Below are 15,226 nucleotides of genomic sequence, written 5' to 3'. Positions count from 1 at the left end.
AAAACAATCTTGATGGCACCGTAAAAAGTCTGATTTCAGATGGTGCCGTAAATGGACAAACTGGAGTCAAAAATGGGAAGAATTTTGTTTGTTTTGCTTTCAATTTTCATGATCAGTACCCCGTTTCCGTGTCTGTCTGACGAAATGCCCCCGAAAGTGATCCTTGCTCACGCAGACCGGTCCAGAGGCAATATTGGCGGCATTGAATGGATAATTGACCTGGAATCGCGTGAAGGAAATGAACTGCATAAAAGAAAAATCCTTGTAAAGGCGCGTGAAAATAACAGCCTGGCGGAATTTATTGCCCCCCCTAAAGTAAAGGGACAAAAAATATTAATGCTGGACCGAAATATGTGGTTCATAAAACCGGGACTCAGAAAACCGGTGCCCATTTCGCCAAGACAGAAACTGATGGGCGGGGCTTCCAACGGTGACATCGCCTCAACAGATTATGCAGGCGATTATAAAACGGAATTGGTTACCGAAGAAGTGTTCCGGGGCGAACCTTGTCATGTCCTCGGTTTAAATGCTGCCAGCAAAAATACCACCTACAGCCGAATCCGGTATTGGGTTTCCAAGAAGAGACTTGTGGGCGTCAAAGCGGATTTCCTCACGATCTCCGGGAAATTATTAAAATCCGCCGTTTTCGAGTATGATCATAGAATTCCGTTCGAAGACGCATCAATTCCTTTTATTTCCAGAATGATCATTACCGATGAAGTTGTAAAGAAGACGGTAACCACCCTGGTCTACACTCAGGTAAAGCTGAAAAATATCCCTGATGCAGCTTTCAACTTGAATTTGCTACGGAGATAAATAGATGCGAACTCTACGCATTTTTCTTGTCTACGCATTTTTTCTGGAGCTCGCATATGGGCTTGTTCTGTCGATTCCATGCGCTGCTTCCTCCGCTGATCATGTCTTCCGCGTGGGCCAAAACCAGGAGGACACCAGTTTCTGGACTCAGCTGTCGGACCAACTGGATTTCACTATGAGAACCTTAGTATACGGGACGTATCAGGATGTCGCGCGTACTACCCAGAATCCGGAGAACCGCTTTCTTCAGATTCCCCGTTACCTGGGCACTTTGGAATTGCGGCCCGATATCGCATTTTCCTTCAGGAGGTTGGATCTCAAGGCCAAGCCGAGGATGAAACTAAGATGGTTTGCCTGGGAAGAAGGCACCAGAGAAGGAGATGAAGACCGGGAGGATGATTGGTATGTTAATGAATGGTTGCTGAGGTTACGGATCGTTCGTTCCCTGTATGCATCCTATGGGAGGGAAAACCTGCAATGGGGGCCATCCTACCTATTTTCTCCATCCAACCCATTTTTCCAAAATAACGGTCGTTTGAATCCCATCATTGAAATTCCGGGCATGGATTTCGCCCGCCTGATCTGGATTCCCCGAATGGAATGGACGATTTCTCTGATTGCCAATACGGATGAAGGGCGGCAGGAATTCAATTCTCTACAATTTCAAAAAACTTATGCATTGAAATTGGATTACTCCGGCCATCAAGGCTCTGCCGGTTTGGTCCTTTCTCATGAAGAAGGGGGAGAGGACCGAATTGGCGCCTTCGGCGTCTGGACAGCCAGTGATACCCTCCTCCTGTATACGGATTTCAATTTTTCTCGCGGCAGCCATTCCCTCTATCCCGTCCCGGATGAAACCTCACCATTCAATGCATCCATGCAATCCAGAAACATAAACAGCTCCTCATGGAAAAGCACCGCTGTTGTTGGCGCCTCCCATACCCTGCTCTCCGGGCCAACCCTAGCCCTGGAATATTTATACAATGAAGCCGGTTATTCTGATGAACAGGCTGAGCTTTATTATCAGTTGAGAAAAGATGCAAATGAGGCCTATACAGATATTGAAACCCCTGAAAGCCTTGTCCTGATGACACTCGGCCATACTGCTGATCCTGGCATCAGATTTTTCAGGAAAAACTACGGGGTCCTCCGGGTCAACCAAAATAATATCCAAAATGTTCTGAATCTCTCCTTTTCCTATATCTACAACATAGATGACAATTCGGGACTATTACATTCTGAGATGGAGTTTTTCGTGGGCAACCATGCTCGATGTTTTGCTATCGGATGCCTGTATACCGGAAAAGATGAGGAGGAGTTCGGCGACCTGCTCCACTCATTTCTGATTCTGGGAGTGGAATATACTTTTTGAAACCATTTCCGCACAAATGAATGTTCCGGTCAACGGTAAGGAGGATACAGTGAAAATTCTTGTAACTGTCAAACGTGTAACCGACGCGGATTCTATAATTGAGATAAAACCGGACGGATCAGGAATAGACTTATCGGGCATACAGTTCACAATTAATCCTTTCGATGAAATTGCAGTTGAAGAAGGAGTGCGAATCAGGGAAGCTCACGGCGGGACATTGACGGTTGTCAGTATCGGCTCCGAGAATTGCCAAAATGAGATCCGAAGGGCTTTGGCCATGGGCGCGGACAGGGGTATTTTGATCACGGCACCCGGGGAGCTGGACTCTGATACAGCTGCCCGGATACTGGTAAAGGTAGTGGAAAAAGAACAGCCGGATATCATTCTTATGGGCAAACAGGCAATCGATCTTGATGATAATCAGGTGGCTCAACTGCTGGCTGAATATTTAAGATGGGGACAAGCCTGTTTCGCAACCCGGATCGAACTCACCGGGAATAAAGTCGTGGTAGATCGTGAGGTGGATGGTGGAATCGAAGTCGTCGAGGTTATACTTCCCTGCGTTATAAGTGCCGAACTGCGGCTCAATAAACCGCGTCATATCCCGTTGCCAGCCATTTTCAAAGCAAATAAAAAACAAATAGATATGTTCAGCGTATCAGAACTTGACATCGATACTGCACCCAAAGTAATTGTTCAAAACCTGGAAGTCCCGGCAAAACCCAAATTATGTTACATCCTCGAAACTGTTTCCGATCTGTTGGAAGTCCTGAAAAAGAATGGAATAACCACATAAGCTTCAATGGTTTTGTTACCCGGCACAAGGCGTTTTCAAATTGAGCTTTAAAGGAGAAACCAAAGTGTCAGCAGTACTGATAGTAGCAGAGCACAAGGAGGGAATGCCCAGTAAAAGGACCCTTAGGACAATTACATTCGGTCGTGATGCAAGCGAAATGCTAAAGTATAAGCTGAATTTACTGATAATCGGACATAAAGTTGAGGAAGTTGCAGAACAGCTGATAATTTACGGAGCGAATCGTATTTACCTCGTGAACGACCCTGCTCTTGAAAAATATAAAGCTGAAACCTGGGCATACGTAACTTCAAAAGTGGCCGAACATTGCAATGCTGCTATAATATGCACGGATGCCGGGACTACAGGACGAGATTTCATGCCCCGCGTATCAGCACGTATTGGAGCCGGAATGGCATCGGGAGTTATCGGTTTTGACGGTGAATGCTTTAAGCGGGAAATGTGGGCGGGAAGCGTTGTGGCCCGAATCAGGCTGCATACAGAAATCCAGGTCGCGACTGTCCGGTCGACTCTGTTCGAGCCTGCCACTCCAGCAGGAAACAGCAGCGAAATCGAACCCCTGCATCTTGACATCCCGCCTGCCAGAACCCGCTTTATCGAATTCAGAAAAACAGAAAGTAAACGACCAGATCTGCCAGAAGCAAACGTGGTGATTTCCGGCGGCCGCGGGCTGGGGAACGCGGAAAATTTCAGGATGCTGGAAAGGCTTGCTGATTTGTTCAAGGGCGCTGTCGGTGCAACACGTGCAGCAGTAGATGCCCAATGGGTCCCCAATGATTTGCAAGTGGGGCAAACCGGGAAGTTTGTAGCCCCTGAGTTTTACATGGCATGCGGGATCTCCGGTGCAATGCAGCATGTGGCCGGCATTAAAAACAGCAAGATAATCGTGGCGATTAACAAAGATGAAAATGCACCAATTTTCAGGGCTGCAGATTTTGGAATGGTCGCGGATCTCTTTGAAGTCGTTCCAGCCCTTATCGCGGCCATAGAAAACACAATTGAGTAGAGAATGCCTCTGATATGATATGACTTAATTTAATTAAAACAGACACCGTGATAAAAGCAAAAGAGGACCTGCAGCCCCCCATCCTGCATAATATCATACCAACCTGTTCTGATTTTCATTTACAAAATTTCACATATGCATAGTTGCTTCCGTTTTGCTGAAAACGCCGGCATCTCTGCCCTTCCTGTCATCAGAAAAAGGTTGCGGTATGCTGGGGACTGCCCATGGCAGGATACCAGTTTTTGGCCCGACCGCTGCGGGATTGACCCTGCTTTCCTGGCTGCCCACGGTATTCGGGGCCAAACATTTTTATCCAGTGACAAAAAGGGCCGGGCTGATGTGCAAGAGCCTGGACCTGGGGCCCATCGGCACCCTGACCAATCTGATCTGGATTGCTTTATCCCCGAACCCGGCATCTCCGCTCCAGTGGTATTATACCGCCGGACCAGCCTGGACATGGCCGAAGATTTCAGCAATCCCCCGGACCACCTGATTGCAGAGTTCCGATTTCTGGCCTATCTTCATTCCGCCCGTCGGGCCGCAGATGACGATACCCACACCAGCAGCGGGATCTGCTGCCCCATCAATTTGTCCGGCAGCACATAAGCGCCTGGATAGAGCCTTTTACCGGAAAGATGGAACAAGGCGCTGAAACCGGTTTTTATAAACTGCTGGCGGCTGTCACCCGCAGCCTTGTGCTGGACGAGGCCCGGGCCGCCGAAGAACAAAACCGGCCCAGTGTTTACAAAAATAAATCAGTGCTCACCCAAGCCTGCGGTACAGGGTTCTTCTGGCAACACCCAAAATATCGGCCGCCCGTTTTTTATTGCCGCCGACTTTTTCCAGCACATGGGCGATATACTGCTTTTCCACCTCGGCAAGTGTGGGAAGCCTGTTGTCCGGACCCCGGGCCGGTATGGGAAAATCCGCCATGGCATCCGGGGATTTGGCGTTGTCCCGGATCCTTGCCGGCAGGTCCTCGGGCTTGATTTGGCTGTTGGTACAGAATGTAACCGCCCTTTCCAGGGCGTTTTGAAATTCCCGGACGTTTCCGGGAAACGGGTATTGCTGCAAAAGGGCCAGGGCTTCGTCGGAAAACCCGTGAACCTGTTTTCCCATCTGAGTGGCAAACCGGGTCAGCATACGGCCGGCCAGCAGCTCGATATCTTCGGCCCGGTCCCGCAGAGGCGGTACATTGAGGGTAAAGGTTTCCAGGCGGTAGAACAAATCCTGCCGGAACAGGCCATTGTTCACCTCCTGTTCCAGATCCTGGTGGGTGGCGGCCAGAATCCGCACATCCACCTGCTTTTCGCGGTTTGCCCCGATTGGCCGGATGCTGCCGTCCTGGAGAATTCGCAAAAGCTTGGCCTGCAGGCCCATGGGCATTTCCGCGATTTCATCAAGCAGAAGGGTGCCGCCGTTTGCTTCCTCGAAAAGGCCCTGCCTGGATTTGCCGGCCCCTGTGAAAGCGCCCGGGGTATGGCCGAAAAATTCACTTTCCATGAGATTTTCCGGAATTCCGGCACAGTTGACGGCAATAAAAGGACCGTCCCTGCGGTCGCTTTCCGCATGCACGGCCCGGGCCACCAGTTCCTTGCCCGTGCCGCTTTCACCCACGATGAGCACCGGCCCGCTGGCCGGGGCCATCTGTAGAATCTGATCAAAAAGAATCCGCATGGACCGGCTCTGGCCGTACATTCCATGAAAATTGTCAAATTCAAAAATCTGCCGGAACCGGTCAACTTCCTGGCGCAGCCGGCGGGTTTCCAGGATGCGGACGAGCCGATGCATAAAATGCTCCAGATCCAGCGGCTTGGTGAGAAAATCGTCCGCCCCGGCTTTTAAGGCCTCCACGGCCTGGGAAATGGTGCCGAATGCGGTGATGACAAGAAATGCAGGCGGCGCATGCAGGCCTGCAGCTTTTTTGAGCAAATCCAGACCGCTGGCGCCGGGCAGGCGAAGATCGCTGACCACCAGGTCCGGCTCCCAATCCACCAGCCGGACTTCGGCATCCTCTGCACTGGCAACCGAGACGGCTTCAAAACCCGCATCCGTGATTTCATCGGCCAGCAGATCAGCCAGCCCTTCATCGTCTTCCACGATCAGAATTTTCTGGCCTTCAGTCCGGGAATCATTCATCTTTTGTCTCTCCAGGGGCGGCAACGGACAAGGCGGCCGGCAGCAGGAGGGTAAAACAGGCACCGCCCATGGAACTGCTCCCCACCTGAATCTCCCCGCCATGGGCCTCGACAATGCCGTGAACCACGGCAAGGCCAAGGCCTGTTCCCGCGCCCACCGCCTTGGTGGTGAAAAAAGGTTCAAACAACTTTTTCCGTGTGGTTTCATCAATGCCGGATCCGCTGTCTTCCACGCAGAACACGGCCTGGTCTTTCCGCCGCTCCCAGCTGACCCGAACCTGACCGTCCGGCGCGGCCTGGGCGGCATTTTTCATGAGATTGGCCAGGACCTGCTCCATTTGAACCGAATCGGCCTCCATCTCATGTGTGTCCGCCCCCTCCAGAACAATGCCCGCATTCAGCCGGCGGCATTCGTGCTCTAGTGCTGCGGCTGCAGACCTTACCAGCCGGGACATTTTCACCCGCCTGGGCCGCAGCTCACTTCGCCGGCTGAAATCCAGCAACTGGCGGATGATCTGCTCCATGCGCCGGGCCTGGGAGCGGATGGCCTGGATATTGTCTGCAGCCGGAGCCGGCATGTCCGGGCTGCGCAAAGCCCGCTGAGCTTTTCCCTCGATGACGCTTAAGGGCGTGCCCAGCTCATGGGCCACGCCGGCTGACAACTGGCCGATGGCCGCCAGTTTTTCAGCCTGGCGGAGTCTTTTTTCCAATTCCTCCTTTTCTGCCCGCCTTCGCTGGATCTCCTGCTCCGCCCGGTCGATATTGTCCATCATCTCATTGAAATGCACGCCCAGAGCAAGAATTTCTCTGGGTCCGCCAGGCGAAAACCGCTGCTTGCGCTCTCCCTTTGAAATCAGGGTCATGGTTTTTGACAACCGATTCAAATGTTTCCCCAAAGCCCGGTGGTGGCCGTAGAAAACCACGCCGGTCAGCCCGGTAAAGGCCAGGATAAAGATAAACACCGCCTTGTAGCGGATATCCCGGATCTGTTCCTGAAAATCGCTTCGGCGGCGGGTGAGTTGAAGCAGGCCTGTAATCCTGCCCCCGGAATCGGTTAGGGGCACAAAATAGGAATACACATCCCTGCCGGCCACCTCGCCATATTCCCCGTGCTGCTCGCCGTCTTTTACAAGACGGCTGACCTCATCGGACCGGGATTCGGGCTCGCGTCTGCCCGTGGTTGAAATTTTATTTCCCTCGGCATCATAGACATAGGCCCCGTAAACCCGGCCAATGGAAAAAGCCGATTCCAGGGCCTGGGAAATACTGCCTTCCCGCTCCCGCTGGATGGCATGGCCAAGGGGCTGTTTGATGGCCCTGGCCACGAGTTCCAGATCCTTTTGCATCCGTTTTTCCACCTGACGCTCAAAGGCATGCAGACTCCAGAGCCCCACGAATGCGGCGGCCACCGCCATGGGTACCAGAACATAGATCACCAGCGCCCCGCGCAGGCTCAGGTTGCGGACGACCCGGCCCAACCCGGAAACAATTTTTTTCATTGGCTCCATTGGATACATATGACACATGTGTCATATGTATACATGACATTTTGGCATGTCAACACAATTTCCGGATTTCGAAAAACCTCTGACTTATTAACAAACACCTGTAATCTTGACAAATCAATGAATACATAGGGACGTTTTCCCAAAATGGCACATATTGTGCTCCTTTCTATTCAAAATCAGAACCAAGATTGAGAAAACCGTAAAAAATCTAATTATAGATGGCGCAGTAAAAATTCAAGATCAAGGCTTGCGCAATTTCGAAGAATGCAGCGTACTTGGCCGTACGTGAAATTCTGAGAAATTGCGCGTAACGCAGAGATTGGACTTTTACAGTGCCATCAAAATTAATGACAACAAGGAGGATTTTTCATGCGGAACACCATTTCCAAAAATCATGTCATCATTGCCTGCGCACTGGCGCTGGTGTTTTTCCTTTGCGCCCCGGCCGCAGCCCAGAGCCAGGACACCGGCCAGCAGCAACAGCAGATGCAGCAAAAAGAAACCCCGGATTTCTCCGATGCCCGGATCGAAAAAACCGCCGAGGCCTACACTGAAATCACCAAAATCCGGGAACAATATCAGGATGAATTCTCCCAGGCAGAAGACTCTGAACAGGCCCAGGAACTCCAGACCCGAATCAACAAAAAAATCACCGATGCCATTGAACAAACCGATATGAGCGTCGAGGATTACAACGAGGTCATCACAGCAGCCCAGACCGATGAAGACCTGCGCGCCGAACTGCTCGACCGGATCCGGGAAATGCGGAAATAGTCCATAAAACCTTACTTCTGCGTACCGCAACAAAAAAGGCCCGGCTGGATCCCGTGATCCAGCCGGGCCTTTTTGTGCCTGCCGCCGACTTGACACCACAACAGATTCATGCAATGGATAAATCACTTACAGTGACACCCGCCCTTTGATCAAGCAACGGAGAAACGCAATGCCATACAATTACCTTATAAAGGACGTGGCCGGAAAGGTTGCCACTGTCACTCTCAACCGCCCGGACAAGGGAAACAGCCTGTCGCCTGACGTGCTTGAAGAAATCCGGGAGATTTTTACACAACTCGGCACTGATCCGGACATCAACGTGATCGTTTTTACCGGCGGGGAGCGCTACTTTTCGGCAGGCTTTGATTTAGACGAAATCCGCCAACTTGAAAAAGTTTCCAATGAAGCCTATATCCGCCTTTTCCACCAGGCCTACCGCGCCATTTTGTTCTGCCCGCAACCGGTGATCTGCGCGGTGGGCGGCCCGGCCATTGCCGGGGGCTTTGATCTGACCATGATGTGTGATATCCGCTATGCCTCCACGCGGGCCAAATTCGGCCAGAGGGAAATCGCCCTTTCACTTACGCCCATCATGGATCCGCTGTGGCGGATCATCGGCATGGGCCGGGCCAGGGAAGTGGCGTTGACCGGCCGCATCTATGACGCGGATGAAGCCGAAAAAATGGGATACGTGAGCCGGGTGTTTGCCGAAGGCGAGCTTTTGGCCCCGGTTGCCGAAATCGCCCAAAACATGGCCGGATACGACCGGCAGTGCCTCCGGGAAACCAAGCAGCTCAGCCATATGGTTGCAGACCAGAATCTGGACGGAGCCATGCAAATCCAGGAATGGCTTTTCCGCTCCTATATCGGCTCCGAAGACAATCACCGCCGCATCGATGATTTGCAGGCACAGCTGGCCGCCAGGCGCAAAAAATAGCATCCCTGAAAAATGACCAAACCGCTGATCTTCCCCTTAAAAATCGGGCTCAAGTACTGTGGTGGCTGCCAGCCCGATTATGACAGAGTGGCCATGGTTGCCCGGATACAAAAAGAACTGGACGGTTTGGCCGAATTTCTGCCCGCGGATCACCCGGATGTTGCCATGGTTTTGGCCGTGGAAGGCTGCCAGAGCGCCTGTGCTGACCTGGACCCGTTTGCCCGCCTGCCTGTCTGGATTATTACCGATGAAAGCCAGGCCGGTGATTTTATCCGCCGCATCAAAACATACGATTCCCAAGCGGGTTTTCTTTGACAAAACGGAAATTTGTATGGTAGTTTGATCGTTGTTTACTTGCCTGAAAAGTCTTCTTTGCCAACCCACAACCCATTATCACAAGAAGGAGTTGCCATGGTTGCCACATCCTGGCCCACTGATCGCTGGCCCGAAGGCGTCGCCGCAGACGTCGATACCGCAGAGTACGAAAAACCGCTTTTCAACGTAATCGACGAAGCAGCAAGGGATTACCCCAACCAGGTCTACACGATCTTCAACGACGGGACCCGCACCTATGCCCAGGTCAGGGACACCGCAGACCGGATCGCCAATTTCCTCTCATCCGCAGGCATCCGGAAAGGAGACCGGGTGGCGATCTTTCTGCCCAATATCCCCCAATACCCGGCCATCTTCCACGGCATCCTGAAGGCCGGCGGTGTTTGCGTGACCTGCAACCCCCTGTACACGGCATCCGAGCTCAACTACCAGTTAAATGACTCCGGGGCGAGGATGGTTTTTTGCATGGATCATCCGCAATTTTATCCCACGGCCGTGGAAGCAGTAAAAAACACCAGCGTGGAAAACGTTGTCTACTGCAATATCAAGTCGTATCTGCCCAAGGTAAAGGCCATTCTGGGCTCTTTGCTCAAAAAGATTCCCCAGGCCGAAAGCCATGATCCCTCCCATCACAGTTTTGATGACATCGTGGCCGCGGCCAGGCCCGAACCGCCGAAGGTCAGCATCGACCCGGCCGAGGACCTGGCCCTGATCATCTACACCGGCGGGACCACGGGCAAACCCAAGGGCGCGGCTCTCACCCACGTCAATTTCTACTATGACCTCAAGGCCCTGGAGGAATGGGGGCGGCTGGTGCACGAAAAGGGCGGCAAGCCTGAAAGACTGCGCAAAGGCGGATTTCACACCTATCTCGGGGTCCTTCCCTGGTATCACAGCTTCGGGCTGACCGTGTGCATGCTTTCAGCAGCCGGATCCGGCAGCAAAATGATCTGCGTGCCTGATCCCCGGGCCGGCAACCCGCCTTTTTCCGAAGTATTAAAAGCCGTCCAGAAATACAAGGCCACCATTATGCCCGCAGTGCCCACCATTTTTGTGGCCTTTACCAATCATCCGGATATTGACAAATACGATCTCACATCCCTGATGGGATGCTTTTCCGGCGGCGCCCCCCTGCCCCCGGAAGTCTGCAAGCAGTTTGAGGCCAAAACCGGCGCCGTTATTTTTGAAGGTTATGGACTCAGCGAGACCGCACCCGTGGTCTCCTCCAACCCCACGGACCGGGATGCCCGAAAAATCGGCACCATCGGCTTGCCCCTGCCCGGCACCGACATTAAAATCGTGGACCTGGAAACCGGCCAAAGCGAACTGCCCCAGGGAGAAGACGGCGAACTGGCCGTGTCCGGCCCCCAGGTCATGCAGGGCTACTGGAACCGGCCCGAGGAAAACCAGGCTGTTTTCCGGCAGCTAAACGGCCGGCGCTACTTTCTCACCGGTGATATCGCCCATATTGATGAAAACGGGTTTATCGTGATCACGGACCGCAAAAAGGACATGATTCTGGTGGGCGGATTCAACGTGTATCCCAGGGACATCGAAGACATCCTTTACCAGCATCCCAAGGTGCAGCTGGTGGCTGTGGTGGGCGTACCTGACGACAAAAGCGGCGAGGCGGTCAAGGCGTTTATCCAGGTCAAGCCCGGAGAGCAGGTAACCGAGCAGGAAATCCGGGAGTTCTGCAAGCAGAACATGGCCGGCTACAAACGCCCAAAATTCATTGATTTCAGAGACGACATTCCGGTATCTCCGGTTGGCAAGGTCCTCCGCCGGGTCCTGCGCGACGAGGAAATGGACCAGAAATCCGAATAACCCCCCTGCATCCGCCGCTGCCGGGCGCTTTTAAGGGCCCGGTTCCGGCGGATGCTTCAAGGCCTCCAGCAAGCTTTCATGGATGTTGTCAAACCCGCCGGTTGACATCACCAGCACCACGTCTCCGGCTGCAGCCGCTTCTGCCACAAAATCCACGATCTTTCCGGTATCATCAAAACAATGGGCGTCTTTGCCTTTTTTCCGCAGGTCGGCTGCCAGCTGCAAAGATGAAAACCGCTGACCCTCGGGCACCTTGTGGAGAAGGGATGCCTTGCGGATGCAGATCAAATCCGCGTTGTCAAAACAATCCGGATAGACCTGCTGAAACACGTTTCGCATGCTCGTGTTGGTCCGGGGCTCAAACACGGCAATCAGACGGCTTTGCGGATATGCCGAACGGATTGCGGCAATGGTTTCACGCACGGCAGTGGGATGATGGGCAAAATCGTCAATCACGGTAACCCCGCCGGCCACCCCCCGAATCTCCTGGCGGCGCCGGACTCCGGCAAAGGTTTTCAACCCCTCGGCTATCTGCCCGGCCGACAGGCCCAAATTTGCTGCGGCAGCCGCGGCAGCGCCGGCATTTAAGCGGTTGTGAGCCCCGGCCGGGACCATTTCAAAGCCGCCGAATGGCTTTTCCCGGCAAAAAAGGGAAAAAGCGTTTTTTCCCGGCGCTGTGTTTTCCGCTGCAATGCGCCAGTGGTCTTCTTCCCGGGTGCCGTAGGTCTGCACCCGGCAATCCAGGCCGGCCAAAAGCGGGCCTGCTGCGGCATCAGCGCCGTAGGCCACCAGGGTCTGGTCCGGCCCCATTTGTAAAAAATAGGTGCGAAACACCGAGCGGATCTGTTCGATGTCATCAAAAATATCCGCGTGATCAAATTCCGCGCCGGTCCAGATCACAACATCCGGCCGGTAGTGCAAAAGCTTGGCCCCTTTGTCAAAAAAAGCCGTGTCATACTCATCGCCTTCAATAACCATGTAAGGCCCGTTTCCCACCTTGTAATTGGAGAAAAAATTGCTGACAATGCCGCCGATCATAAAGGAAGGATCGCACCCGGCAGCAGCCAGCAGCCACGCGGCCATGGAGGCGGTGGTGGTTTTGCCGTGGGTGCCGCAGACCACCAGGGTCTTCCGGTCGCCTGCAAGAAAATGATTGACCGCCTGGGGCATGGAGCAATAAGGCAACCCGGCTTCAAGGGCGTATACGGCTTCCGGATTGTCCTTTTTCACCGCATTGCCCACAATGACCAGATCCGGGCCATAGGCCAGGTGCGATGCGCAAAACCCCTGGTTGACCACAATGCCCCGCTCGGCCAGAAAGGTGCTCATGGGCGGATACACGTTGGCATCCGAGCCGGTGACCCCATAGCCCATTTCCTTTAACGCCGCAGCCAGCGCGCCCATGCCGGTGCCGCACACGGCAATCAAATGCACTGTGGCCACCTTCGGGGGTATACCGGGCGGATTTTTCAAGAGGCCATCTCTTTCTAGAGCCCGGCCATGACGGCTTCTGCGGCCGCCAGGGTGGCGTCGATATCTGCGGTTTCGTGGGCGGCGGACACAAACACCGCCTCGAACTGGGAAGGCGCCAGGTAAATGCCCTTTTCCAGCATGGCCCGGTAATAGGCGGCAAAGCGCTCTGTGTCCGAGGTTTTGGCTTCCTCGAAATTGCGAACCGGCCCGGGGGTGAAAAACATGCCCATCATGGAGCCCACCCGGTTTAAGGTCACTTCCACGCCCAGCCGCTGGGCAATGCGGCCCAGGCCTTCTGCCAGCCGGGCGGAATTTTCCTCCAGGGCCTGGTAAAACCCGGGTTTTTGCAGCTGCTTTAAGGTGGCAATGCCTGCGGCCATGGCCAGGGGATTGCCCGACAGAGTGCCTGCCTGATAGACCGGCCCCTGGGGGGCGATCTGCTCCATGATCTCTTTTTTACCGCCATATGCGCCCACGGGCATGCCGCCGCCCACGATCTTGCCAAAACAACTCAGGTCGGCATTGACCCCGTAAAGCCGCTGGGCCCCGCCCCAGGCCACCCGAAATCCGCACATGACCTCATCAAAGATCAAAACAGCGCCGCATTTCTCCGTTTCCCTGCGCAGGGCTTCCAGAAATCCCGGCTCCGGGGCGACCATGCCCATGTTGCCGGCCACGGGTTCGACAATCACAGCAGCGATTTGATCGCCCTTTTCCTTCATCAGGGATTCAAACGCGCCAATGTCATTGTAGGGCAGAGACAGGGTGTGAGCCACAACCGCATCCGGCACCCCGGGGCTGCCCGGGATATTCAAGGTGGCCACGCCCGAGCCCGCAGCCACCAGCAGATGATCGGCATGGCCGTGGTAGCAGCCGTCGAATTTTACGATCAAATCCCGGCCGGTATAGGCCCGGGAAGCGCGCACCGCGCTCATGGTGGCCTCTGTGCCGGAATTGACCATGCGCACCATTTCCACGGAATCCACGGCTTCCACGATCATTTCCGCCAGTTCCACCTCCAGATCCACGGGCGCGCCAAAGCTCACCCCGCGGGCCAGCACGTCCTGGACCGCCTTGATCACCTCCGGGTGCCGGTGGCCGAGAATCAGCGGCCCCCAGGAGCAGACATAATCGATATATTCGCTGCCCTCCACGTCATAAATCCGGCAGCCGTCGCCTTTTTCGATAAACAGCGGGTCCTGGGCCACGGCCTTGCCGGCGCGCACCGGACTGTTGACCCCGCCGGGAATCACTTCCCGGGCCCGCTGGAACAACCGATAGGATCTTGGATCTGATTTCATTTATCCCCCTTTTGCATAGCCGGCAGCCGCTTAAATCCGGTTGACACGGCTGCATTTTTAAAGGTACAAACAATAACAAAGACCGGCATACCGGTCAAGCACCGCAGCAAAAGAACCAGGAGCCAATTTGCGCACTTTTGCCAAAAACAATCTTTCCCTTATAAAGCCATGACTCCCAAACAGCAGCTGCAGCCCTTTTCCCGAATCCTGGCCTACATCCTGGAGCGCCGGCCCGACGAATTCGGCCTCATCCCGGACAAGGACGGCTTTGTCACCATCAAGGAACTGCTCAAAGCCCTTTCGGAAACCGACAAATGGCGGCATATCCGCCGCAGCCATTTCAATGAGCTCCTGCTCGTGGACCCGGATCCGCCCGTGGAAATCGCAGACAACCGCATCCGGGCCAAAAACCGGGATCAACTCCCGGCCGTCCGGCCCTGCAAGGATTTGCCCAGGCTGCTGTATACCGCCATACGCAAAAAGGCCTATCCTGCGGTCAAAGAAAAGGGACTGCGCGCGACAAAAGAAAGCCCGGTGGAGTGCACAGCAGATCACCAAAGCGCAGAACAACTGGGCCGTCGAAAAGACAACCAGCCGGTGGTGCTCACCATCCACACCACCAAAACCGCAGCCCGGGAAATTGAATTCACCCGGTTTGGCGAGCACCTCTATCTGGCCGAAGCCCTCCCCCCTGAAACCTTTACAGGCCCGGCCATGCCCAAAATACCCGAAGCCGCAAACCAGGAAAAAACCAAAGACAGTGCCGAGCAATACCGGCAAAAGGCCCGGGCCGGAACCTACACGGTTGACCCCAGAGACATCCCGGCCCCGCCGGAGCCCAAAAAGCCCGGCAAGGCAAAGAAAAAGCAGATTTCCTGGAAACAGGAGCGCAGGGAAAAACGCCGCAGATAAGGACCCCGGCCAGAA

14 protein-coding genes are annotated in these 15,226 nt (G+C 54.2%); 10 read left to right on the top strand and 4 right to left on the bottom strand.

All coding sequences use genetic code 11. The features are described 5' to 3' along the window. Window positions 1–51: 51 nt before the first annotated feature. From ACTCIA_RS07295 to ACTCIA_RS07275, 5 genes are all read left to right on the top strand, one after another. Window positions 52–816: an outer membrane lipoprotein-sorting protein gene (locus ACTCIA_RS07295; protein ID WP_463001146.1), complete on the top strand. Its 765-nt coding sequence runs from the start codon at window positions 52–54 to the stop codon at window positions 814–816. 4 nt (window positions 817–820) lie between these two features. Further along, on the top strand, window positions 821–2,188 hold the full coding sequence (locus ACTCIA_RS07290) for a hypothetical protein (RefSeq protein ID WP_463001145.1): 1,368 nt from the start codon (window positions 821–823) through the stop codon (window positions 2,186–2,188). A gap of 49 nt (window positions 2,189–2,237) precedes the next feature. Next, window positions 2,238–2,984, top strand: coding sequence for an electron transfer flavoprotein subunit beta/FixA family protein (locus ACTCIA_RS07285; protein WP_463001144.1), 747 nt, complete (start codon window positions 2,238–2,240; stop codon window positions 2,982–2,984). A 64-nt stretch (window positions 2,985–3,048) separates the two neighbouring features. Beyond that, a complete protein-coding gene (locus ACTCIA_RS07280; protein ID WP_463001143.1) occupies window positions 3,049–4,008 on the top strand; it encodes an electron transfer flavoprotein subunit alpha/FixB family protein in 960 nt (319 codons plus the stop codon). A 426-nt stretch (window positions 4,009–4,434) separates the two neighbouring features. Further along, entirely contained in the window at window positions 4,435–4,614 is a 180-nt protein-coding gene (locus tag ACTCIA_RS07275) for a molecular chaperone TorD family protein (protein WP_463001142.1), read from the top strand. A gap of 156 nt (window positions 4,615–4,770) precedes the next feature. On the opposite strand, the gene ACTCIA_RS07270 is transcribed toward ACTCIA_RS07275, so the two are convergent. Together ACTCIA_RS07270 and ACTCIA_RS07265 are read right to left on the bottom strand one after the other, a co-directional pair. Continuing rightward, the gene (locus ACTCIA_RS07270) at window positions 4,771–6,147 is read right to left on the bottom strand and encodes a sigma-54-dependent transcriptional regulator (protein WP_463001141.1); all 1,377 of its coding nucleotides are present in this window, start codon (window positions 6,145–6,147) and stop codon (window positions 4,771–4,773) included. Continuing rightward, window positions 6,140–7,645 (bottom strand): ATP-binding protein, encoded by a 1,506-nt coding sequence (locus tag ACTCIA_RS07265; RefSeq protein WP_463001140.1) that lies wholly within the window; start codon window positions 7,643–7,645, stop codon window positions 6,140–6,142. The genes ACTCIA_RS07270 and ACTCIA_RS07265 overlap by 8 nt, the downstream gene beginning before the upstream one ends. A 378-nt stretch (window positions 7,646–8,023) precedes the next feature. On the opposite strand from ACTCIA_RS07265, the gene ACTCIA_RS07260 reads away from it, so the two are divergent. From ACTCIA_RS07260 to ACTCIA_RS07245, 4 genes are all read left to right on the top strand, one after another. Further along, window positions 8,024–8,428 (top strand): DUF4168 domain-containing protein, encoded by a 405-nt coding sequence (locus tag ACTCIA_RS07260; protein ID WP_463001139.1) that lies wholly within the window; start codon window positions 8,024–8,026, stop codon window positions 8,426–8,428. Window positions 8,429–8,597: 169 nt separating this feature from the next. Beyond that, on the top strand, window positions 8,598–9,365 hold the full coding sequence (locus ACTCIA_RS07255; protein ID WP_463001138.1) for an enoyl-CoA hydratase/isomerase family protein: 768 nt from the start codon (window positions 8,598–8,600) through the stop codon (window positions 9,363–9,365). 12 nt (window positions 9,366–9,377) lie between these two features. Then, window positions 9,378–9,680, top strand: coding sequence for a hypothetical protein (locus tag ACTCIA_RS07250; RefSeq protein WP_463001137.1), 303 nt, complete (start codon window positions 9,378–9,380; stop codon window positions 9,678–9,680). Window positions 9,681–9,776: 96 nt separating this feature from the next. Continuing rightward, a complete protein-coding gene (locus tag ACTCIA_RS07245; protein ID WP_463001136.1) occupies window positions 9,777–11,525 on the top strand; it encodes a long-chain-fatty-acid--CoA ligase in 1,749 nt (582 codons plus the stop codon). A gap of 30 nt (window positions 11,526–11,555) precedes the next feature. Here the strand turns inward: ACTCIA_RS07245 and ACTCIA_RS07240 are convergent, their stop codons facing one another. Next, window positions 11,556–12,998, bottom strand: coding sequence for a UDP-N-acetylmuramate--L-alanine ligase (locus tag ACTCIA_RS07240; protein WP_463001135.1), 1,443 nt, complete (start codon window positions 12,996–12,998; stop codon window positions 11,556–11,558). A 14-nt stretch (window positions 12,999–13,012) separates the two neighbouring features. Then, a complete protein-coding gene (hemL, locus tag ACTCIA_RS07235; protein WP_463001134.1) occupies window positions 13,013–14,299 on the bottom strand; it encodes a glutamate-1-semialdehyde 2,1-aminomutase in 1,287 nt (428 codons plus the stop codon). Between the two features lie 168 nt (window positions 14,300–14,467). Between hemL and ACTCIA_RS07230 the strand changes: the two genes are divergently transcribed. Beyond that, window positions 14,468–15,211 (top strand): RNA 2'-phosphotransferase, encoded by a 744-nt coding sequence (locus ACTCIA_RS07230; protein WP_463001133.1) that lies wholly within the window; start codon window positions 14,468–14,470, stop codon window positions 15,209–15,211. The last annotated feature ends 15 nt before the right edge of the window (window positions 15,212–15,226 follow it).

The organism is Desulfosalsimonas sp., from assembly GCF_055149105.1.
The sequence above is the reverse complement of the archived record's forward strand: the minus strand, read 5'-3'. Positions and strand labels throughout refer to the sequence as shown.